This is a genomic window from Clostridium fungisolvens (assembly GCF_014193895.1).
GTDB lineage: Bacteria > Bacillota > Clostridia > Clostridiales > Clostridiaceae > Clostridium_AR > Clostridium_AR fungisolvens.
This window is the reverse complement of record NZ_BLZR01000001.1, coordinates 1554183-1575787: the sequence shown is the minus strand read 5'-3', so window position 1 is coordinate 1575787 and position 21605 is coordinate 1554183. Positions and strand designations below refer to the sequence as shown.

21 protein-coding genes are annotated in these 21605 nt (G+C 31.9%); all 21 read right to left on the bottom strand.

The window, feature by feature from the left end; genetic code table 11:
* Window positions 1–284 precede the first annotated feature (284 nt).
* The 21 genes from bsdtw1_RS06445 to purE all read right to left on the bottom strand — a co-directional run bounded on the left by bsdtw1_RS06445 (window position 285) and on the right by purE (window position 21605).
* Window positions 285–1844 (bottom strand): sensor histidine kinase, encoded by a 1560-nt coding sequence (locus tag bsdtw1_RS06445; protein ID WP_244638114.1) that lies wholly within the window; start codon window positions 1842–1844, stop codon window positions 285–287.
* On the bottom strand, window positions 1841–2521 hold the full coding sequence (locus tag bsdtw1_RS06440; RefSeq protein ID WP_183276777.1) for a response regulator transcription factor: 681 nt from the start codon (window positions 2519–2521) through the stop codon (window positions 1841–1843). The genes bsdtw1_RS06445 and bsdtw1_RS06440 overlap by 4 nt, the downstream gene beginning before the upstream one ends.
* A gap of 298 nt (window positions 2522–2819) precedes the next feature.
* Window positions 2820–4907, bottom strand: coding sequence for a methyl-accepting chemotaxis protein (locus bsdtw1_RS06435; RefSeq protein WP_183276776.1), 2088 nt, complete (start codon window positions 4905–4907; stop codon window positions 2820–2822).
* Between the two features lie 197 nt (window positions 4908–5104).
* On the bottom strand, window positions 5105–5842 hold the full coding sequence (gene nfsA, locus bsdtw1_RS06430) for an oxygen-insensitive NADPH nitroreductase (protein ID WP_183276775.1): 738 nt from the start codon (window positions 5840–5842) through the stop codon (window positions 5105–5107).
* A gap of 122 nt (window positions 5843–5964) precedes the next feature.
* Entirely contained in the window at window positions 5965–7041 is a 1077-nt protein-coding gene (mnmA, locus tag bsdtw1_RS06425) for a tRNA 2-thiouridine(34) synthase MnmA (protein ID WP_183276774.1), read from the bottom strand.
* Window positions 7042–7048: 7 nt separating this feature from the next.
* Window positions 7049–7477: a Fe-S cluster assembly scaffold protein NifU gene (gene nifU, locus bsdtw1_RS06420; protein WP_183276773.1), complete on the bottom strand. Its 429-nt coding sequence runs from the start codon at window positions 7475–7477 to the stop codon at window positions 7049–7051.
* Window positions 7478–7479: 2 nt separating this feature from the next.
* The gene (gene nifS, locus bsdtw1_RS06415) at window positions 7480–8664 is read right to left on the bottom strand and encodes a cysteine desulfurase NifS (RefSeq protein WP_183276772.1); all 1185 of its coding nucleotides are present in this window, start codon (window positions 8662–8664) and stop codon (window positions 7480–7482) included.
* Window positions 8665–8683: 19 nt separating this feature from the next.
* A complete protein-coding gene (locus tag bsdtw1_RS06410; protein ID WP_183276771.1) occupies window positions 8684–9130 on the bottom strand; it encodes an RrF2 family transcriptional regulator in 447 nt (148 codons plus the stop codon).
* Between the two features lie 271 nt (window positions 9131–9401).
* The gene (locus bsdtw1_RS06405) at window positions 9402–10673 is read right to left on the bottom strand and encodes a replication-associated recombination protein A (protein ID WP_205245303.1); all 1272 of its coding nucleotides are present in this window, start codon (window positions 10671–10673) and stop codon (window positions 9402–9404) included.
* Window positions 10674–11172: 499 nt separating this feature from the next.
* Window positions 11173–11673, bottom strand: a complete 501-nt coding sequence (locus tag bsdtw1_RS06400) for a flavin reductase family protein (RefSeq protein WP_183276769.1) — start codon at window positions 11671–11673, stop codon at window positions 11173–11175.
* Between the two features lie 23 nt (window positions 11674–11696).
* Window positions 11697–12365: a Type 1 glutamine amidotransferase-like domain-containing protein gene (locus bsdtw1_RS06395; protein ID WP_183276768.1), complete on the bottom strand. Its 669-nt coding sequence runs from the start codon at window positions 12363–12365 to the stop codon at window positions 11697–11699.
* A gap of 42 nt (window positions 12366–12407) precedes the next feature.
* On the bottom strand, window positions 12408–12713 hold the full coding sequence (locus bsdtw1_RS06390; protein WP_183276767.1) for a hypothetical protein: 306 nt from the start codon (window positions 12711–12713) through the stop codon (window positions 12408–12410).
* A gap of 29 nt (window positions 12714–12742) precedes the next feature.
* On the bottom strand, window positions 12743–13306 hold the full coding sequence (locus bsdtw1_RS06385; protein WP_183276766.1) for a DUF402 domain-containing protein: 564 nt from the start codon (window positions 13304–13306) through the stop codon (window positions 12743–12745).
* 220 nt (window positions 13307–13526) lie between these two features.
* Window positions 13527–14300, bottom strand: coding sequence for a GGDEF domain-containing protein (locus bsdtw1_RS06380; protein ID WP_183276765.1), 774 nt, complete (start codon window positions 14298–14300; stop codon window positions 13527–13529).
* Between the two features lie 279 nt (window positions 14301–14579).
* Window positions 14580–15830 (bottom strand): phosphoribosylamine--glycine ligase, encoded by a 1251-nt coding sequence (purD, locus tag bsdtw1_RS06375; RefSeq protein WP_183276764.1) that lies wholly within the window; start codon window positions 15828–15830, stop codon window positions 14580–14582.
* A 20-nt stretch (window positions 15831–15850) separates the two neighbouring features.
* Window positions 15851–17356 carry a bifunctional phosphoribosylaminoimidazolecarboxamide formyltransferase/IMP cyclohydrolase gene (gene purH, locus bsdtw1_RS06370; RefSeq protein ID WP_183276763.1) on the bottom strand — a complete coding sequence of 502 codons (1506 nt, stop codon included), beginning with the start codon at window positions 17354–17356 and terminating at the stop codon, window positions 15851–15853.
* Window positions 17357–17380: 24 nt separating this feature from the next.
* On the bottom strand, window positions 17381–17992 hold the full coding sequence (purN, locus tag bsdtw1_RS06365) for a phosphoribosylglycinamide formyltransferase (protein WP_183276762.1): 612 nt from the start codon (window positions 17990–17992) through the stop codon (window positions 17381–17383).
* Window positions 17980–18981 carry a phosphoribosylformylglycinamidine cyclo-ligase gene (purM, locus tag bsdtw1_RS06360; protein ID WP_183276761.1) on the bottom strand — a complete coding sequence of 334 codons (1002 nt, stop codon included), beginning with the start codon at window positions 18979–18981 and terminating at the stop codon, window positions 17980–17982. The genes purN and purM overlap by 13 nt, the downstream gene beginning before the upstream one ends.
* Window positions 18982–18988: 7 nt before the next feature.
* Window positions 18989–20398, bottom strand: coding sequence for an amidophosphoribosyltransferase (gene purF / locus bsdtw1_RS06355; RefSeq protein WP_183276760.1), 1410 nt, complete (start codon window positions 20396–20398; stop codon window positions 18989–18991).
* 23 nt (window positions 20399–20421) lie between these two features.
* Entirely contained in the window at window positions 20422–21126 is a 705-nt protein-coding gene (gene purC, locus bsdtw1_RS06350; RefSeq protein ID WP_183276759.1) for a phosphoribosylaminoimidazolesuccinocarboxamide synthase, read from the bottom strand.
* A complete protein-coding gene (purE, locus tag bsdtw1_RS06345) occupies window positions 21126–21605 on the bottom strand; it encodes a 5-(carboxyamino)imidazole ribonucleotide mutase (RefSeq protein WP_128214549.1) in 480 nt (159 codons plus the stop codon). Before purE ends, purC begins: the two co-directional genes overlap by 1 nt.

Sequence of the window (21605 nt, the reverse complement as noted above, 5' to 3'; positions counted from 1 at the left end):
TATATATGAATTATAGATGTAAATTACCGAAGTATTATCAAGGAATTGTGTGAAAATTATGTGATAAACTAAAAAGTAACCTATATGTACTTCTAAATACTGATATAGGCTACCTTTAATATTTATTGTTAAATTTACTTAATATTGCTGTATCGGCACAACTAAAGCTTTTATCGTATGCTAACTTGTTTTTACATTAAGACTTTAGCAGCAATTATTTATACTACCTTATAGAAACCTAATAAATAAATTTCACATAATTTCACAACACTGTAATATACTTTCTACATAGAATCTTCATTTGCTAATGGAAATTTAATAATGAAGCTTACTCCTTCATTCCTGTTTACGGCTGATATTTCTCCATGATAAAAATTAATTATCTTCTTAGAAATAGCTAATCCAAGACCAAAATTTCCTGTCTTATCCTTATATAAATTATCAAAAATACGATCCATGTGAAGCTTATCAATATTTGGGCCATCATTATATATTTCTAAAACAGCAAGATTTCCTTCTCTCTTTAAACTAACTTTTATCTGCTCCTTAGCATACCTTAATCCATTATCTAAAATATTTTCAATTGCAACCTGTATTTTTTCTACGTTTCCATATATGTTAAGTTCATTTAAATCTAAATTCCAATCAATTTCACTCTTTATTACTTCAAATCTATTTATTATATGAAGCATCATTCTTTGAAGGTTTATTTCTGTTTCTTCATTTGTGTTATTCATCACATAATCTAAAGTATTCAAATAAAGCATTTGTTTAATCTTCTTCTCAAGACTTATAGCCTCATCTCTTATTATTTCAGCTGTCTTCTCAACAGAGTCTATGTAAACTCCATCAATTATCGCATCAGCATGACTCATAATAACCATAACAGGTGTTTTTAAATCATGAGAAATACTTTGAAGGAAAAGCTTTTCTTCTCTATCAATCTTTTGAAGTTCCGTCTGCATTGTGTTCATAGAGGTTACTAATCTTCCTATTTCATCTTCCGTCTTAACTTCGATTGGCTCTGTCCAATCCTTATGGGATATCCTCTTCGTATATTCCTCAAGCTGCTTAAGTGGTTTAGAAAGATAGTTAGCTATAAGTTTTGCAGTAAAGAATCCTATTATTATAAATGCAACACCTATAGATACTACAGTATATAATAAAGAATTATCTTCCATACTTGGAGCATAAGAAACTAAGTATTGTTTTTCCCCACTTGCACTTTCTTTAGAACTTACTATTATAAAATATTTTCTACCCTTATAATATTCCTTAAATACTTTTTCAGAAATCTTATTACCTGATATAAAATTAGTCATCCACTTTTTAACGTCTTGATCGTTGTAATCTTTCCCAAATCCATTATCACCAGTTATAAAATTAACTATTTCATGTATAACATCTTTATCATTCTTATAAGCTGGAGGTATTTCACTCTGGTTGGGCATCATTGGCATTAAAGACGGATCCGGAGCCTCATTCTTGTTATTGTTGTTGTTATAGTTATTGCTGTTAGGAGATGTTATTTTCGGATATCCACCGGAATCAAGAACAATCTTCCAATTATCATCTGCTGCCACTAAAAAATGCTTACTTCCTTTTAAGTTTCCGAAACGTCCTAGCCCTTCAGGTATACTTTTATTTAATACCATATCATGAGCAATCTTCAAATCTGCAATTACTGCATTTTCTCTGGTTCTCCTATAGGCAAAAATATATACTAAAGAGATGCTAAAGATTATTATTAAAATGAATGCGGTAAAGGTGGTCCATATTCTCATAGTTAAAGATTTAAACTTAAACTTGTTAAATGAGTTTAATTTTAGTTTAAAATTTTTCATGATTTGTATACCAATTTATAACCACAGCCATATATGGTTTCTATACTTAAGCTTAAAACCTTTCTTCTAAGTCTTCTTATAGTATCATCAACAACTCTATCTGATCCAAAATAGTCGTCTCCCCATACATGATCAAGAATTTGATCTCTTGATAGAAGTGCATTTTTATTTTCAACTAAATACACTAATAATTCAAATTCTTTGTTAGTAAGCTGAATTTCCTCATCTTCTAAGAATACAGTCCTTTGTCTTTTGCTTATCTTATATTCACCAATCTTCAAAAATACATCTTGTACATCAGTGCTTTCCTTGCCGTACACTCTTTCAATTAATCTATTAGTTCTTATTACTAATTCTCTTGGTAAGAAAGGTTTTGAAAGGTAATCATCACTTCCCATTTCAAGCCCAACAACCCTATCAAGTTCTTCATTTCTAGCAGACATAAATATAACCGGAGTAGTCTTATCATTAGCTTTTATAGATTTTATCAACTCATAACCATCAATATCTGGAAGCATTATGTCTAGTATCCATACATCTGGTTTATCTTTTATTCTTTCCATAGCAGATAATCCATCCGAAAAGGTAGTAACTGCGTATCCTTCTCTTTTCAAATATTTTTCTAGTAAAAGATTTAAACTCTTTTCATCTTCTACTAGATACAATGTCTTATCCATTAATCTCACCTCAATTTACTTATCTTTCATAGTTTAGTTATCTTATGTACTTATTCTATCATAGAACATTAAAAACATTTTAGATAAATTGTGTGAACTTTATGTGATAGGTAAAAATTATTTTTTAACAATATTCCTTAACATAATAATTCTATAATTCATTATTATAACCCTTAAAGCAATATATTTATGTTTTTACTCACAAAAATACCAAAATATCATCTTATTACCTTAGTAGATTTTAATAAATGCAAAATAAAACCCCATCATCACAAAAAATAGGGTTTTATTTATATAGCTATATTTTAAATTTAGTGATTATTGAATTTAAATTTATTGAAATATCCTTTAACTCTTCGGAGCTTTCCGCAATATCTTTTGTATTAGATAGTTGAGATTCCATACTGCTTGACAATTCCTCAGTTGATGCTGCTAACTCTTCAGTAATACTTGAAATCCCTTCAACTGATGCAAGAACTAAATCCTTATTTTCATCTATTATTTTTATACTATTATTTAAGTCTTCTATCTTTTCAATAGTTTTTTCAATGGCATTTTCGATTTGCTTAAAAGCAATTTCTGATTCTGTTATGGATTTATGGGCATCATTTATTACAACCTTGCCATTGTCCATATTTATTTTACCATTGCTAATTTCTTGCTGTATTTTTTTTATTATTTCTGCAATTTCCATTGTTGCACTTGAAGTTTCATCCGATAACTTCCTTACTTCATCAGCTACTACTGCAAAGCCCTTACCATGTTCACCTGCTCTTGCTGCTTCAATTGCGGCATTTAAGGCAAGTAAATTAGTTTGTTCTGCAATATTGTGAATTGTATTTATTATATCTCCAATCAATTTTGATTGATCAGCTAATGAATTTATATTATTAGCTATCTTATCAGTTGCTTCTTGGTTGGCATTAATTTTTTCGAATATAACCCCAATGGATTGAATGCCTTTTTTATTAACATTACTCATTTCATATGAATCCCTAATAACTAGTTCCGCATTCTGAACTACCCTATCTACTTCATTTGCAAGGTTAGTAAGTTTAAGAACAGCTTCCTGTGAATTTTTTGCTTGCTCTCCTGATCCAGTTGCAACCTCAAAAATAGCTTGATTAATTGCATTAATCGATTCAACTGTTTCCTCAGAAGACATAGAAAGTTTTTGTGAATGATCGAGAACTTCACCAGAATTATTCATTAATTGCATTATAATGTTCTTTAATTCTGATCTTAACTTAACAATTGCTCTTGCCATTGTACCTGTTTCATCCTTAAGTGATAAAATATCTTCTATATATTTATCTTGATCTCCATCAGACAAATCAAACATTGCTGTTTTATCAATAAAAGTAGTAGAAGTTGTTATTGGCTTCGTAATCTTTCTGCTTACTAATAGAGCAATTATTGAAGCAAGTAGTAGACATACTACAAGTGTTATAATAAGAAACATTGTTAAATCCGTTGTAGATTTAAATACTTCAGATGCTCTAACAGTTACTACCATATATTGTCCATTAGCTAATTTATAATGAGCTAAAAACACTTTTTCTCCTAGATATTGATCTTGAATTACTCCCAGATCTGTACCTGCTATTTCCTTGGCAAGTTCTACATATTTTCCATTTTCAATCTTATCTAAGGACTTATCAGATTCGTATGACTTGTCCACTATATAATTAAAATCTTTATTTAGCAAAAAAGCATACCCGCTATTGTAAACTTTTATAGATGTTATTAGCTTCTTAAGACTCTCAAAACTAACATCCATTCCGGCAACACCTATAAGTGTATCTCCTTTTTTAATAGGTACAACATATGAAATCATTGATATTTTCGACTTACTATCTACGTAGGGATCAATCCACATTGGTTTATTGCTTTTAATTGGACCATAGTACCACGACATGTCCTCGTTATTATCCTTGTAATCTGCTACGTTGTATTTATTCTCCTTTATTGTAAACGGCTGCCCTGGTCCTTCAGGTCCATAAGCGCTGTCATAAGCCCTATTTGTTAATGACGGGTCAAAATTCACATAAACTCCGGCCATCCCATCGACTAACTTATCATAGCTCTTGAGAATCTGTCTAAAATTCTCTTGATATTTCTCCATATAAGTGGGATCATTTTTTGCTTTATCTACATCAATACTATTTGCAGTTTCAGCTGCCAGTAAATCCACTACAGACTCAATTCTTCTTGTGGTAGTATTAAATTCATTTCCATTACTTGATGCTAAAGATAATAACTTTTGCTTTTCAAGGTTTTGTATGGAATTACTACTTTTATAAATACTAATATAACCGATACAAGTCGCCGTTAAAAATAGGCTCAATATAACCAACACTGTTATCTTTTGGCTAATCTTCTTCATCCTCAGTTCCTCCTAAATATTTTTTCCACTATAAATTAACTGATGTTTTATGATAGAAAATAATACATTATTACTTCAAGTCAACATTATACCACATTAGCACGCTAATGTGATGAATTTAATCAATATTTAATCTAGGGAATTTAAGGTATGATTTACAATCATACCTTTCACAGTTCAAATATTTTTCCTATATGTTATTTCATAAAAAATCCATGTCTTTCTAAGAATGCTTTCATATGAGGTCTTGGAATATGACTCATCATTCTTGCCATCATACCAGTCCAAGTATCAGCCCTCATTCCTTTAGTTCTATCCAAATAATAACTCTTTATTCTATCATCATATTGTTGTAATTTTTCTGTATCTCCTTCAGTTGTATAACTATCCTTTTTAAACACAACTTCCATTGGAAGTCTCTCCTTTATATCATTATCTTCATCTGGATATCCAAGACACATTCCTAAAAGAGGATAAACATTTGTAGGTATGTCCAGTAGCTCTGATATTTCATCAGGGTTATTTCTTATACCTCCTATATAAACACCACCAAGGCCAAGGGACTCAGCGGCAACCATAGCATTTTGTGCTGCTAAGGCTGTATCAACAGTAGCTATTATAAAACTTTCTGTATAACCCTCTTTCATCTCTGCACCATTCATCTCACAAGCAATCTTATGACGGTTTAAATCTGCACAAAACACTAAAAATAGAGGACATTCTTCAATATACTTTTGGTCTCCTCCAAGTTTTGCAATCTTTGCTCTCTTTTCTTTATCTTCAATACTTATAATAGTATATGCTTGTATGAAGCTTGAAGTAGATGCGCTTTGAGCAGCCTCAATTATACTGACTATTTTCTCTTGTTCTATTTCCATATCTTTATACTTTCTTACAGACTTGTGGGCTTTTAGTAAATTTATAACCTCATTCATAATTCTATCTCCTTCTATTTAGTATTTTCTTATTTACTTCAAATTGATATTGCATTATTTTTTTAGTTATAAGAAAAAAGCCACTTATAGGGTTTCAGTGCAGAAACCCTAATAAAGCAGCTTTAAATTATTTTCTCTATTATTCCGCCACCAACAACTAAGTCTTCATCATAGAAAACTACTGATTGACCCTTAGTTATTGCTCTTTGCTTTTCTTTAAAGGATACAACAACCCTACCATCTTCTAATGGTCTAATAGTTGCATCTGAAGCTTTTGCAGAATATCTTATCTTTGCCTTTACCTTTATCTCTTTATCCAAATTATCAAGAGTTATAAAGTTTAAGTCTTTTGCTATAAGGTCAGTCTTAAAAATATCTTCTTCTGGCCCTATTACAACTTCATTTCTTAAAGGATTTATATCTGTAACAAATACTGGTCTTCCAAGTGCTAAACCTAAGCCTTTTCTTTGACCAATAGTGTAGTATACAATACCTTTATGTTTACCTAAAACATTGCCATTTTTGTCTACAAAGTTTCCTTGCTTAACCTTTTCAGGTTTTGCAAGTTTTATGTAACTACCATGGTCATTATCAGGAATAAAACATATTTCTTCACTGTCTTTCTTGTTATGAACAGCAAGACCTATTTCTTTGGCTATTTCTCTTATTCGATCCTTTGTGTATTCACCACAAGGCATCAAAGTATGAGAAAGCTGTTCTTGAGTTAGATTATATAATGCATAAGTCTGATCTTTTCTATCATCTTCTGATCTTCTTAGCACATACCTTCCATTTTCATTAGTTACAGTTGCATAATGGCCAGTTGCAACATATTCTGCACCTATAGCTCTAGCTTTCATTAAAAGTTCATCAAACTTTAGGTATTTGTTGCAAGCTATACATGGGTTAGGAGTTTTTCCTTCTATGTACTCATCTACAAAGTAATCAATTACCTTTTCTTTGAAAGAATCTCTAAAGTTTAATACATAAAAAGGTATACCTATTCTGTCAGCTACTCTTCTAGCATCATCAACAGCAGAAAGTGAACAGCATCCGCCTTCTCTTTCCTCAAACTCCTTATCTTCTTGCCATATCTGCATAGTCACACCTATAACATCATAGCCTTGTTCTTTTAAAAGATAAGCAGCAACGGAGCTATCAACTCCGCCGCTCATACCTACTACTACTTTTTTCTTCATATATTAATTATTCTCCATGAACTTGGTCGTGGATGTCATCATGTTCTTCATAATCCCATGCTTCTAATCCTTGACTTATTCTGTAGTCATTAATTGCCTTATGTATAGCTTCTTCAGCTAATACTGAACAGTGCATCTTTACTGGTGGAAGTCCATCAAGAGCTTCTGCAACTGCTTTGTTAGTTAATGTCCAAGCTTCTTCAAGAGTTTTTCCCATTATTAATTCTGTAGCCATGCTTGATGATGCTATAGCAGAACCACATCCATAAGTTTTGAACTTAACATCGCTTATTACATTATCTTCAACCTTTAAATATATCTTCATTATGTCTCCGCACTTAGCGTTTCCAACTTCTCCTACGCCGTTTGCATCAACTATTTCTCCTACATTTCTTGGATTTCTAAAATGATCCATTACCTTTTCACTGTACATCATAATTATTTTGCTCCCTTCTTTAGATGGTCTTCCCATAATGGTGACATATCTCTTAATCTTTGTATAATTGGTGGTACTGCATTTATTACATAATCTACATCTTCTTCAGTAGTCCCGTCTCCTAATGATAATCTTAGAGAACCGTGAGCAATTTCATGCTTACATCCTATTGCTAAAAGTACATGTGAAGGATCAAGCGATCCTGAAGTACAAGCACTTCCTGAAGATGCGCAAACCCCTTCAAAATCTAACATTAATAGTATTGATTCACCTTCGATGAATTCAAATATAATATTAGCATTACCTGCTAATCTGTTCTTTCCTCTTGGTCCGTTAAGTCTTGAATATGGAACTTGTAATAATCCATCTATTAACTTATCTCTTAACTTTTCAAGTCTCTCAGCATGTTCATCAATACTTGAAGTTGCAAGCTCAATTGCTTTTCCAAGACCAACTATTGCAGGTACATTCTCAGTTCCTGCTCTTCTTGCTCTTTCTTGACCACCACCGTGAACAAGATTGTCTATTCTAACACCTTTTCTTATATAAAGAACACCTATTCCCTTAGGACCATATATCTTATGACCAGCTAAAGATAATAAATCTATATTTAATTCTTTAACATTTATATGAACATTACCAACAGCCTGAACAGCATCAGTGTGGAATAATACTTTTCTTTCCTTACAAATCTGTCCAATCTCTTTTATTGGTTGAATTGTACCTATCTCATTGTTTGCAAACATGATAGAAACTAATATAGTTTTATCAGTTATTGCATTCTTTAAATCTTCTAGGTTTATGAAACCTTCACTATCTACATCTAGATATGTAACTTCAAAACCATGTTTTTCAAGATATTCACAAGCATGAAGTACTGCATGATGTTCTATCTTTGTAGTTATAATGTGGTTTCCTTTTTTCTTATGGGCAAAAGCGATACCTTTTAGTGCCCAGTTATCTGCTTCTGAGCCACCACCAGTAAAGTAAACTTCACTTGATTCACAACCTAGGGCTTTAGCTACTCTATCTCTACCTAGATCTATAGCCATCTTAGTATCCCTTGATATACTATAGAATGATGAAGGATTGCCAAACTTTTCAGTAAAATAAGGCATCATCTCTTCTAAAACTTCTGGTTTAACATAAGTAGTAGCTGCATAGTCCATATACACAACTTTATTCATTAACCTTCACTCCTATCAGCTATTTTTCAGCTATTTTGATGCTGCTTTGTCTGGCTTTTATGCCATTGTAATCATTAACTATATCCTGTAAAGTCACTGATTCCATTACGTCATCAATACTATTTTTTATTTTTTTCCATAACAGCGTTGTAGCACAACAATCTACATTGTCACAAGCTGTTCCATCTACACATTCCGCGATTTCTATAGGACCTTCCAATACGTCCATTATATCTGCAACAGTTATATCTTTAGGTTCTTTGTTTAAAACGTAGCCACCTTGAGCTCCTCTAATACTCTTGATTAGCTTCGCCTTTCGCAAAGGACTAAAAAGCTGTTCTAAATAATATTCAGAAATGCTTTGTCTTTCGGAAATGGTCTTAATGGATACGGGTGCTTCGCCATAATTAATGGCTAAGTCAACCATAGCCTTTACTCCATAACGTCCTTTGGTTGACAACTTCATACTATCACCCCTTAATGTTGAGTAAAACACTAAACTTTCCATTTCATATAATAGCAAATCCGACTTAAACTGTCAACAATTAAAAAAGAACAATTTTCCTTTGTTTTTAGTAAATACTACTTACTAATCAATACTTAGTATACTTTTTTATCAATTTAGCTATAAATACTTAAAGGATTGATAATTCTATCAATCCTTTAAGTATAAATTATCAAATTTATTAACTTTCCTATCTTATCCTATTAAACTATATTTATTCTATTATATTTAGCTATTCCTTTACCTTCTTCCAATAATCAAAAATAACCTTCTCATTCTTATTCTTTCCTGGCACGTAGTAATTTCTGCTTTTTAAATTGTCTGGAAGGTACTGCTGCTTAATATAATTATTTTCATAGTTATGAGGATACTTGTATTCTATTCCTCTGCCTAAAGCCTTTGCTCCACTATAATGAGCATCCTTTAGATGAACTGGTATATCTCCAATGTTCACCTGTTCTATATCTTGCAGTGCAGCATCAATAGCACATACTACAGAGTTTGATTTTGGAGCTGTAGCTAAAACTAAAGTTGCTTGTGCTAGTGGAATCCGTGCTTCTGGAAAGCCTAGCATATTAGCTGAATCAACACATGCCTTAACTATCATAGCTGCATTTGGATATGCCAGCCCAATATCTTCAGATGCTATCACCATAAGCCTCCTACAGATTGATTGAATATCACCTGCTTTAACTAGTCTTGCTAAATAATGAACTGCAGCATCTGCATCACTACCTCTAATGGATTTTTGAAAAGCACTTAAGATATCATAGTGACTGTCTCCTGACATGTCGTAATTAAACACCTTGCTTTGAGTACAATCTCTCGCTACTTCTTCATCTATTAATATAACACCTTCAGCATTAGGATTAGTTGAGTTTATAGCTACCTCTAAGCCATTTATAGCCTTTCTTACATCTCCATTTGATGATGCTGCAAAGTAATTCAAAGCTTTGTCATCAACTTCTATGGTAGTATTCTTATGATCTTCCTTTAATATATCTACAGCTCTAACTAATGCTTTTATAACATCGCTATCCTGCATTGTTTTAAACTCAAATACAGTAGATCTACTTATTATCGCTTTAAATATGTAGTGGTATGGATTCTCTGTAGTACTTGAAATAAGAGTTATCCTACCGTCTTCTATAAATTCTAGTAAAGATTGCTGTTGCTTCTTGTTGAAGTTTTGAATCTCATCTAAATACAGAACTACACCATTAAGCCCCTCGAAACTATCAAGCCCTTCTATTATTTGTTGTATATCTTTTATAGAAGCATTTGTTGCGTTTAGCTTATAAAACTTCTTCTTTGCTTTTGCTGCAATTATATTTGCAACAGTAGTCTTGCCTACTCCTGGTGGCCCATAAAAAATCATATTTGATATTGTTCCACCTTCTACTATTCTATTTAGTATCTTACCTTTTCCTAAAATATGTTGTTGTCCAACTACCTCTTCTAAAGTCGCTGGTCTTATTCTATCCGCCAATGGTCTATACACAATACTCACATCCTACTTACATTTGTTTATAAAAGGGGGCTTTTAAAGCACGGTTTTAAAATTAAACATAGCCTATAAAAATTGAATAAATAACTCCAATTTCCTTCAAACCCGCATTTCTCCTATAAACTTATAACTTTTTAAATTCTTGCATTCTTATATTTTTATTATTTTAAATTTTAAAATTGTTATATTCTTTAATTGTTATATTTTATAATAAAATAATTATCCGAAACTTCATTATCTAAACGTAGTGAAATACTTGCCCTTCAATTATAGGACTTTTTCACTGGTATTTTCAATTACTAATTTACTAAAATACGGCAGAGCTCCTTTAATATTTCTATATAAATGAACCATTTCGGATAGAAGTGGTTCATCTTTAGTTATACATATTATCTCAATTACTTAAAACTAAATTTTAGCTAAGCAAAAACCTTATCAAAATAAAATAACTTACCACAACACCAATGTGATAAGTTATCTTTACATTTTTCTAATTTTATTTTTCGTAGCAAGAAACTATTTCTCCATAATACATGGTGTGATAGTCGCCTTTTGCGTATGACCTTTCTTTAACTTCTGGACTTAAAAGACTTTCATCCATATCCTGCTTGTAAACTATCTTACATTCATAATACATATTACAGCCATCAACTACAGGACTTGAGACTTCATTTGAAGGTACAAACTTAATTCCTGCTTCAGCTACTTTGTCTATATCTCTACCTGATTTAGTTCCGCATATTCCTAGTGCAGCTTTCATTTCATCTCCGTAAGGTATGCTTATGGTAAAACTATCTGCATTTTCTATTAGTTCGTGAGTAAATCTTGATTTTCTAACTAAGGCTGTTAAAGTTGGCTTTCCCCATATAAAACCTATGCTTCCCCAACTTATAGTCATTGTATTAACCTTTTCTCCTGATTTTACAGTAAGAAAAGCTCCTCTTTTATGTAATTTTTCCATTCCCTTTTCAAGGTTTGTTATAAAATCAACTGACATCTTTTGTCCTCCTATTTATGTAATTAAAACACTTTGTAGTTACCTTTATATACTGAAACAGATCCATTCTTTATATTTATTATATCTCCATAAAATTCAACTTTATCCCCTAATAAAGACACACCATATCCATCATTAAAAGCAAAAATGTTTTTATCAGTGTTTATTGTATAATCTATAAGCTTAGGTAGTAACACCTTATTTTCCTGCCAATGAGGTAAAACTTCAAACTTAGTTAATGAAAAACCTCTTGTTTGAAGAGCTTCATAAGAATTTTCATAAATTAGAGATGATAAAGAAATATCTTGTGTTAAAAGTATGCTGCCCCCGCCTACTCCAACAATTATTCCATTTCTCTTCGCAAACTCTTTTAGAGCTTCTGTAAGCTTTCTCTTTCTTAAAAGAAGTAAGAACTTATAAGTATTTTCCCCTGATAAGTATATAACATCTGAATTTAGAAGCTTTGTTATTAAAGCAGGATTGTACTGCGCTGCAAGATCAAAATACAGTATGTCACCATATCCAAGCTGATTATAAAACTCAGAAATCTCCTTGTAGTACTCAATACTTTTTTCAGAGGAAGATGGTATATATGCAATTCTACCTTTTCCTTTTTTTATCTCACTGATAAGAGCCTTGTTTAGAGGGTTCTCCTTATCAGTGCTTTGTTTTCCCATTAAGAATAATTTCATAATGTTTACCCCCTAGTCCCCAAAATTTCGTTTATTGCTGCGTTATTGATTGTAGATTCTTCCTTTATAATATTCTTCATTTTCGTCTTCAAATATATCAATTTCAATATAAGCCCCTTCAAGTGCTGAAACAGTATACTCTATAGTAAATCCTTCAATATTAACTGTTTCAATTTCATATTTTTCATTCATACAGGTTGCTAAAGTCATATACTGATCTTCTTCGCTATCATATATAGAATTCACCTTTAGTATTTTAAAAGTTGCTTTCTTTATATAGGTGTAACTATTCTCATCTCTATAATTGTCTTTTCCATTAGTATCTTTGAAAAACGAATTATTAAACATGGACACCTCCAAGATATTATATGTTTATTTTAGGCTTCACAGCTAAGCTGCTTTTTACAGTTACAATCTCCTAAAATCCTTTTTAGCATACCTCTACTTAAAGTTATCAATTTGTCTATAGATACAATTTGTTCTAATATTTTTATCTCCCTATAAGCTTTATCATACTGGCACAGATTAATATCATTATCATATAAAGCTTTCTTAATTTCTTCTTCACCGAGCACTTTTTTAAGGCCATCAGGAAAAACAAGTAAACTTAATATAAGATCTTCAAACATCAAACTTGTTTTACCTTCAACTTCATTATTATCTATTATGTGAAATTCCCACTGAAGTATTTCAGCTTTATCGTCAAGTATAGTTATGAGATTATAATTTGCATTTAATGGAGTTATCTGAAGCCACTTATATCCATTATCCATTATTTTTATTTTTTTGTCATCTACACTTCTAAAAATGGCCTCACTCACCTTGTGAATTGATGCTAAGTGAACATAACCATTAAATTCTTCTGTATTTATAAAGGAAACCCTAAAGTCTATATCCTTTATTTGGCTATAATCCAGTTTTTGTTCGAAATTCCTCCTCATTATAAACCTCTCCTTGAAACTATGACTTAACGAAAATCATATAAAATCTTTACAAAACTCATTAAAGTCTCAACTAAATGGATAAATACTTTAAATGTTCTATGTAACCTATCCAAATTTCATTGAACAACTAAATAATAATGCTTTTTCACAATTAATATTTCTACAAAACAAATAAAAATCCTCTTATAATGTATCACTTCATTGTAAAATTTATATTTTAATTTACATATTTAACATTGTTCTTTCCACTATTCTTTGCTATATAAAGTGCCTTATCCGCCTTGTCAAAAAATTCTTTATATGTTAGTTCTTTTTTATATTCTGATGCTCCAACACTTACAGTTACCCTCTCAAGTTCAACATATATATTTTCTGAAACTAATTTCCTTACCTTTTCGCCTAATATCAAAGCACCTTCAAGATTAGTTTCTGGAGCAAGGATAACAAATTCTTCTCCTCCCCAACGGATAAAAAAATCGGTTTTTCTTAATTTGGAAGTTATAACTTTTGTTATATTCTTTAAAATTAAGTCTCCTCTACTATGACCATATTTATCGTTAATTTTCTTAAAATCATCAATATCAAAAATTATCATTGCTAATGGAATATTATATCTATTGCATCTCTCAAGTTCAACTTCAATTATCTCATGAAGCTTTCTCCTATTGAAAGCTCCAGTAAGTTTGTCCACCAAAACTTCTTCTTTTAGTTTAATATTTTCTTCTTCAAGTTTAGCAAGTTTTACATTAATTTGTTGTAGCTTATTGTGAATAAACTTATATAAAATCAAAGCATCAACCGCTATCACAATAATAAAAAAGGTTAATACTTTTATTCCAAGCGTAGGATTGTTTGCAATTATGTATTTAAAAATTATTATTAAAGATATTATAGCTATAACTGATAATATCAAAATTATTAACTTATGAGTATTTATGGTATATTTATCTTTATTTCCACTGATTGTTGTATCTTGTTTTAAATCTAACATTGTTATATATCCTCCAATAAATTAAATTCTCCAGTTCAATACTTCTCATCTCTACAAATATATTGGAGTATCTAATTTATTATTCATCAAATATATAAACAAAATATTTTATATTATGGAAAAAAGACTGCCAAAGAATATACTTTCATTTTGACAGTCCTTTATCTATATAGATGTATCACTTCGTAATAAAATTTAGGATATGTTTAAGTTAATCATTGAAATTAATTGGTTATACAGGAGACGCTATATGAGCGAGCTATTAGAATTAAATATTTATTAAGATATTACCCCTATATCTTTTCTAAAATATCTTCCTTCAAAAGTTACTGAATCTATATTAGAGTATGCTTTTTCTCTAGCAGCTTCAATTGTATCCCCTACTCCAACTACTGAAAGTACTCTTCCACCTGAAGTTACTAAAACTTCATCTTTAATAACTCCACCAGCAATGAACACATTTTCCTTTACTGAAGGATCTATCTCTATCTTAAAGCCTTTTTCAAAGGCTTCTGGATATCCTTTTGAAGCCAAAACTACATTGCAGCAAGCTCCATTTTTCCATCTAACCTCTGCAGCATTTAATTTTTCTTCAAGAGAAAATTCTATTAGCTCCAAAAGATCACTTTCCATTAAAGAAAGTACTGATTGAGTTTCAGGATCTCCCATTCTTACATTGTATTCAAGCAGATAACATCCTTTTTCAGTAATCATTACTCCAAAAAATATTATTCCTTTATAATCAAAGCCTTCTTCTCTTATTCCTGTAAGAGTTGGCTCCATTATATTTTTCTCAAAGTCTTCAAAAACTTCATCCGTAACATAAGGATTAGGCGCTATTACTCCCATACCACCAGTATTAGGACCTACTCCTCCGTCAAAAATCTGTTTATGATCTTTTGCCGATATAAAAGGAATTATAGTCTTACCATCAGTTATTGATAATATTGAAGCTTCAACACCTTGTAAAAACTCTTCAATAACTATCTTTTTACCTGCTCCTTTAAACTTATCTTGCACCATAAAGTCTTTTATAGTATCTTCTGCTTGTTTAAAGTCTTCACAGATACTTACACCTTTTCCTGCTGCTAACCCGTCTGCTTTTATTACTATAGGATATTCAGCACTTTTTAAGTATTCTACGGCTTTCTCACTATCATAAAAAACTTCATATGCAGCAGTTTTTATATTATATTTTCTCATAAAATCCTTGGAAAAACTTTTGCTGCCTTCAAGCATTGCAGCTTTTTGCTCTGGTCCAAATATCTTTAAGTTTTCCTTCTTAAATAAATCTACTATACCCTTTGTTAATGGTTCTTCTGGTCCTACCACAGTCAAATCGATGTTATTTTCTTTTACAAACTTAGCCATTTCTTCGTAAGTTTCTAACCCTATATTCTCACATTTATCTTCTAGTGCTGTTCCACCATTACCAGGTGCCACATATATCTTTTCAACCTTTGGGCTTTTTGCAAGTTTCCATGCTATTGCATGTTCTCTGCCTCCGCCTCCAATTAGTAAAAGCTTCATAAATAATCACTCCATCTATATTAGTGTTTGAAATGTCTTATTCCAGTGAATACCATGCTTATACCATGTTTATTGCACTGATCTATGGATTCTTGATCTCTAACAGATCCACCTGGTTGAATAATTGCTTTTATATCATATTTAGAAGCTTCTTCTACAACATCTCCGAATGGGAAGAAAGCATCAGACGCAAGAACTGTAGCTCCTGTTCCTCTCTTTAAAGCATCTATTGTAGGCCATATTCTATTAACTTGACCTCCACCGATTCCCACTGCTTTTCCATCATTTATTACAACAATTGCATTTGATTTAACATATTTTACTACTTTCATACCAAAAATCATATCCTTCATTTCTGTTTCTGAAGGAGTATTTTCAGTCACTACTTTTAGTTCTTCTATAAGTTTCTTATCTTCTTCTTGTACTAATATTCCGCCATCTACTGTAACCATGTAATTCTTTGCCTTTGGAGCAGAGTTTACCTTGATCACTCTTAGATTTTTCTTTTTTCTTAAAACTTCTAAAGCCTCTTCGTCAAATTCTGGTGCAGCTACTACTTCTAAGAATATCTTACTCATTTCTTCTGCTGTAGCTTTATCTAGTTTTCTATTTACAGCTACTATTCCGCCAAAGATTGAAGTAGGATCACACTCATAAGCTTTTACATAGCTATCATATACAGTTTCTCCAATAGCTACTCCACATGGAGTATTGTGCTTTAATCCACATGTAACTATTTCATCAAATTCATTAACAACCTTCCAAGCTATATCAAGATCTTTTAAGTTGTTATAAGAAAGTTCTTTTCCATTAAGTACTTCAAAGGTATTCATAGCACCATCTACTTCATTATTTGAGTAGTAAGCAGCACTTTGATGAGGATTTTCACCATATCTTAATTCTTGTTTTTTCTTGTAGGAAATTGAAAGGTATTCTGGATATTCTTCTTCTCCTTCAAGTAAAAAGTTACTTATAGCTCCATCATAAGCGCTCATAAGATTAAACACTTTACCTGCAAGAACTTTTCTTGTTTTTAGACTTACATCTTCACTTTGCTCAATTTCTTCTTGAACCTTGCTATAATCCTCTATATTGCTTATAACTACAACATCTTTAAAGTTTTTAGCTGCTGCTCTAAGCATTGTAGGACCACCGATATCTATAAATTCAACCTTTTCTTCAAAGCTCAAATCTTCTTTTACTTTTTCAAAGAAAGGATATAAGTTAACAACTACTAAATCTATAGTATCTATTCCTCTTTCTTTTATAGTGTTCATATGTTCTGCGTTGTCTCTTATAGCTAAAATTCCTCCATGAATCACTGGATGAAGGGTCTTAACTCTTCCATCAAGCATCTCAGGCGCTTTTGTAATCTCAGCTATTTCCTTAACAGCTACACCATTTTCTAGAAGATATTTGTAAGTACCGCCAGAGGATATTAACTCTACATCCTTACTAACAAGAAACTTAGCAAAATCAAGTATGCCACTTTTATCATATACGCTTAACAAAGCTCTTTTTATCATTAAAAAACCTCCTTAGGATTGGAACTATTCAGTAATAAAAGTTTTTCCATCTTTTATTATAACTTTTCCTTCACTTATAAGCTTTATAGCTTTAGGTAAAATCTCATGCTCTTTTACAAGAATTCTCTCTTGAAGTGTTTTTGGTTCATCCTCTTCATGAACTTTAACCACCTCTTGAAGAAGTATCTCTCCCCCATCAACCTCTTCATTTACAAAATGTACTGTGCAGCCTGAAAATCTAACTCCTTTTTTAATAGCAGCCTGATGAACTTTTATCCCATACATTCCAGCTCCTGAAAATGCTGGAATAAGAGAAGGATGGATATTTATTATCCTGTCTTTAAAATATCTTAGTAGCTCTCCATTTAAGATGGATAAGTATCCTGCAAGCACAACTAAATCTACCTTATCTCTTAAAAGCTCTAATATCTTATTCGAAGATTCAGATCCAAATTCCTTCTTATCTACTACATACGCTGGGATATTTTTTTCTTTTGCTCTTGTTAATGCAAAAGCATCTTTTTTATCAGAGATAACAGCCTCAATGGAGCAGTTTAAGTATCCCTTCTCAATACTATCGATTATAGAACCAAGATTACTTCCTCCACCTGAAACTAATACTGCTATTCTAAACAAATTCCTGTACCTCCGTTCTTAACATATCCAATCTCATAAGCTCTTTCACCTTGAGATATCAATAACTCAAGTACAGCATCCTTATCTTGTTTATCTACTGCTAATACGAAACCTATTCCCATGTTGAAGGTATTGTACATATGGTCTTTTTCAACACCTCTATTTATTATTTCCTGAAAAATGTTAGGAAGTGGATAGCTATCCTTATTGATAACTGCAGTAAGTTCTCTGTCCCCAAACATTCTTGGAACATTTTCTATAAAACCTCCACCAGTTATATGTGCCATTCCCTTTATATCGTAACTTTCTAAAACATTCATTACCGGTTTTACATATATCTTTGTAGGCTCAATTAAAGTTTCCCATACTGGCTTTCCATCAAATTCTTCATTTAAATCAGTAAATATTTTTCTTACTAAAGAGAATCCATTGGAATGTATTCCTGAAGATGCTAAACCTATTAGGACATTTCCCTCTTCTATAGTGCTTCCGTTGATTATCTTATCTTTATCTACAATTCCTACTGCAAATCCTGCTACATCGTATTCTCCTTCTTTATAGAAGCCAGGCATTTCTGCTGTTTCGCCACCAACTAAGGAACAATCACCTTGAAGACAACCATCGGATACACCTTTTACTAAATCTGAAGCTACTTCAGCTTCAAGCTTACCGCAAGCTATATAATCTAGGAAAAATAGTGGCTTTGCACCATGACATAATATATCATTTACGCACATAGCAACGCAGTCTATTCCTACAGTATCATATTTTTTTGTCTTAAAAGCTATATCAAGCTTTGTACCAACTCCATCTGTTCCAGAAACTAGTACAGGTTTTTTATAACCTTCAGGAAGTTCTACCATTCCTGCAAAGCTTCCAAGTCCATTTAAAACATATTTTGATAAAGTTCTGCTTGCATATTCTTTTATGAGTTTAACAGATTTATATCCCTCTTCAATATCTACTCCTGCTTGTTTGTATGTTAACATTTCTTCACTACCTTTCAAGATGATCTTTTGCTGTTTCTATTGGTGTTGAAACCGGATAAATTCCATTAAAGCAGCCTAAACAGTAACCTTTCTTTTCTCCAAAGCACTTTAATAACCCTTCTAAAGAAATATAAGATAGGGAATCTGCACCAATTACCTCATTTATTTGTTCAACTGTTCTATCTGAACCAATTAATTCTTTTCTATAAGATATGTCTATTCCAAAATAACATGGAAATTTTACTACTGGTGATGCAACTCTAAAGTGAACCTCTGTAGCTCCTGCTTTCCTAAGAGCTTCAACAAGATGCCTTGAGGTTGTTCCTCTAACTATTGAATCATCAATAAGAATTACTCTTTTACCCTCTACATTTACTTTTAAAGGATTAAGCTTTACTGATACCGCTCTTTCTCTCATCTCTTGATTTGGTGTTATGAAGGTTCTTCCAACGTATTTATTCTTCACAAAACCTGTTTCATAAGGAATACCAGAAGCCCTTGAATATCCAATTGCAGCGGAGATTCCCGAATCTGGAACACCTATTACAATATCAGCCTCAACTGGAGACTCTTTGAATAGCATTTCTCCCACTTTAATTCTTGATTGATGAACATTTATACCGTCTATTGTACTATCAGGTCTTGCAAAATATATATATTCAAACACACAAGTCTCGCACTGAGTTTGTTCTGAATATCTTACGCTTTCTATACCATGTTCATCTATTATTACAATTTCACCTGGTTTTACATCTCTTACAAATTCAGCCCCAACTGTGTCTAAAGCACAGCTTTCAGAAGCTAAAATATAGCTATCGTCAATTTTTCCTATACATAAAGGTCTTATTCCATTGGAGTCTCTAACCCCTATAAGTTTATCCTTAGTCATCATAACTAATGCAAAGGAACCTTTTATGGTTTGAACAGCATCAGCTATAGCTCTTTCTATTCCTCTTTTTGCTCCTCTAGCTATTAAGCTTATAATTACTTCCGAGTCTATCGAGGTATGAAATACGTGTCCAGAATCTTCTAGAAGTTCTCTAAGCACATCTGCATTAACTAGATTTCCATTATGTGCTATGGCAATAGAGCCAAGCTTATATGAGCTTAAAAGTGGTTGTGCATTTTCCACATTAGTAGATCCTGTTGTTGAATATCTAACGTGTCCAATTGCCATATGTCCCTTTAATTCCTCTAGGTGCCTTTCTTTAAAAGCTTCAGTTATAAGACCTAAGTCCTTATGAAGTTTTATATTATCACCATCAGAAACTGCAATACCCGCACTTTCTTGTCCTCTGTGTTGTAATGCATAAAGTCCATAGTATGTGATTCTTGCTACATCTAAGTTGTTCTTGGAAAATACTCCAAATACTCCACATTCTTCTTTAAACTTATCTTCAATTGGCTCTATTCTCATAATCAGATTCCTTTCACTAATAATTACTGGTTAATTCTATTAAGTATTTCTACATATGCATCTTTAACATTTCCAAGATCTCTTCTAAATCTATCTTTGTCTAACTTTTCATTAGTAGTTGCATCCCAGAATCTGCAAGTGTCTGGTGATATTTCATCAGCTAGTATTATTTCTCCGTTAAATCTTCCAAACTCTATTTTGAAATCTATTAGCTTTATGTTCTGCTTTAAGAAAAATGCCTTTAGTACTTCATTAACCTTTGCAGTTATTTCATACATTGCTTTTAATTCTTCAAAAGTAGCTGCTCCTATTCCTACTGCATGATAATCATTTATTAGTGGATCTCCTAATGAATCATCCTTTAAGCAGATTTCAAAAACTGTAGTCTTAAGTGGGAAACCTTCTTCAAGTCCTAATCTCTTTGCCATACTTCCAGCTGCTACATTTCTCACTATAACTTCAAGAGGTACTATTTCAACCTTTTTGCAAAGTTGTTCTCTTTCACTTAACTTTTCTATAAAGTGAGTTTTAACTCCTTCTTTCGCAAGAAGTTCAAAAAGCACTGAAGTAATTGCGTTATTTAAAACACCCTTGTCTTCTATTTGACCTTTCTTTTCTCCGTTAAATGCTGTTGCATCATCCTTATAATAAACTATTACCTCATCTGCCTTATCAGTTGCATATATTTTCTTTGCTTTTCCTTCATACATCATTTCTCTTTTTTCCATTATAGTTCCACTCCTTCTCCATTTTCTTTTATGAATTTTTCTTTCATATCTTTACGGAAATTTATTAGCTTTTCTTTAAGCTCTGGATATTTTAATGAAAGCATCTGTACTGCAAGCATACCAGCATTATAACTGTTGTTTATACCAACTGTTGCTACTGGTATTGATTTAGGCATTTGAACTATTGAATATAAAGCATCTAACCCATTTATTGCTGCGTTTACAGGTACTCCTATTACAGGCATTGTTGTATGTGATGCTATAACTCCTGGCAAGTGTGCTGCAAGTCCAGCACCAGCAATGATTACTTCAAAACCTTGTTCATCTATTTCATGTAGAGTTTCCATAAGCTTTTCAGGAACTCTATGAGCAGATAATACAAAAGCCTTATATTCCACGCCAAATTCCTTAAGAGCATTAGCCGCTCCCTTCATTACATCAGTATCTGATTTTGAACCAAAGAAAATTGCTACTTTCAT

Coding starts and splice junctions, on each gene's coding strand:
- bsdtw1_RS06440 (WP_183276777.1), bottom strand. CDS start 2,521: ATGGATAAGACATTGTATCTAGTAGAAGATGAAAAGAGTTTAAATCTT.
- purD (WP_183276764.1), bottom strand. CDS start 15,830: ATGAAGCTTTTACTAATTGGAGGCGGAGGCAGAGAACATGCAATAGCA.
- mnmA (WP_183276774.1), bottom strand. CDS start 7,041: ATGAAGAAAAAAGTAGTAGTAGGTATGAGCGGCGGAGTTGATAGCTCC.
- purE (WP_128214549.1), bottom strand. CDS start 21,605: ATGAAAGTAGCAATTTTCTTTGGTTCAAAATCAGATACTGATGTAATG.
- purF (WP_183276760.1), bottom strand. CDS start 20,398: ATGAGAATAGAGCCAATTGAAGATAAGTTTAAAGAAGAATGTGGAGTA.
- purC (WP_183276759.1), bottom strand. CDS start 21,126: ATGGAAAAAAGAGAAATGATGTATGAAGGAAAAGCAAAGAAAATATAT.
- nfsA (WP_183276775.1), bottom strand. CDS start 5,842: ATGAATGAGGTTATAAATTTACTAAAAGCCCACAAGTCTGTAAGAAAG.
- bsdtw1_RS06395 (WP_183276768.1), bottom strand. CDS start 12,365: ATGAAATTATTCTTAATGGGAAAACAAAGCACTGATAAGGAGAACCCT.
- bsdtw1_RS06445 (WP_244638114.1), bottom strand. CDS start 1,844: ATGAAAAATTTTAAACTAAAATTAAACTCATTTAACAAGTTTAAGTTT.
- purM (WP_183276761.1), bottom strand. CDS start 18,981: ATGTTAACATACAAACAAGCAGGAGTAGATATTGAAGAGGGATATAAA.
- bsdtw1_RS06435 (WP_183276776.1), bottom strand. CDS start 4,907: ATGAAGAAGATTAGCCAAAAGATAACAGTGTTGGTTATATTGAGCCTA.
- bsdtw1_RS06390 (WP_183276767.1), bottom strand. CDS start 12,713: ATGTTTAATAATTCGTTTTTCAAAGATACTAATGGAAAAGACAATTAT.
- purH (WP_183276763.1), bottom strand. CDS start 17,356: ATGATAAAAAGAGCTTTGTTAAGCGTATATGATAAAAGTGGCATACTT.
- nifU (WP_183276773.1), bottom strand. CDS start 7,477: ATGATGTACAGTGAAAAGGTAATGGATCATTTTAGAAATCCAAGAAAT.
- nifS (WP_183276772.1), bottom strand. CDS start 8,664: ATGAATAAAGTTGTGTATATGGACTATGCAGCTACTACTTATGTTAAA.
- bsdtw1_RS06410 (WP_183276771.1), bottom strand. CDS start 9,130: ATGAAGTTGTCAACCAAAGGACGTTATGGAGTAAAGGCTATGGTTGAC.
- bsdtw1_RS06380 (WP_183276765.1), bottom strand. CDS start 14,300: ATGTTAGATTTAAAACAAGATACAACAATCAGTGGAAATAAAGATAAA.
- bsdtw1_RS06400 (WP_183276769.1), bottom strand. CDS start 11,673: ATGTCAGTTGATTTTATAACAAACCTTGAAAAGGGAATGGAAAAATTA.
- bsdtw1_RS06385 (WP_183276766.1), bottom strand. CDS start 13,306: ATGAGGAGGAATTTCGAACAAAAACTGGATTATAGCCAAATAAAGGAT.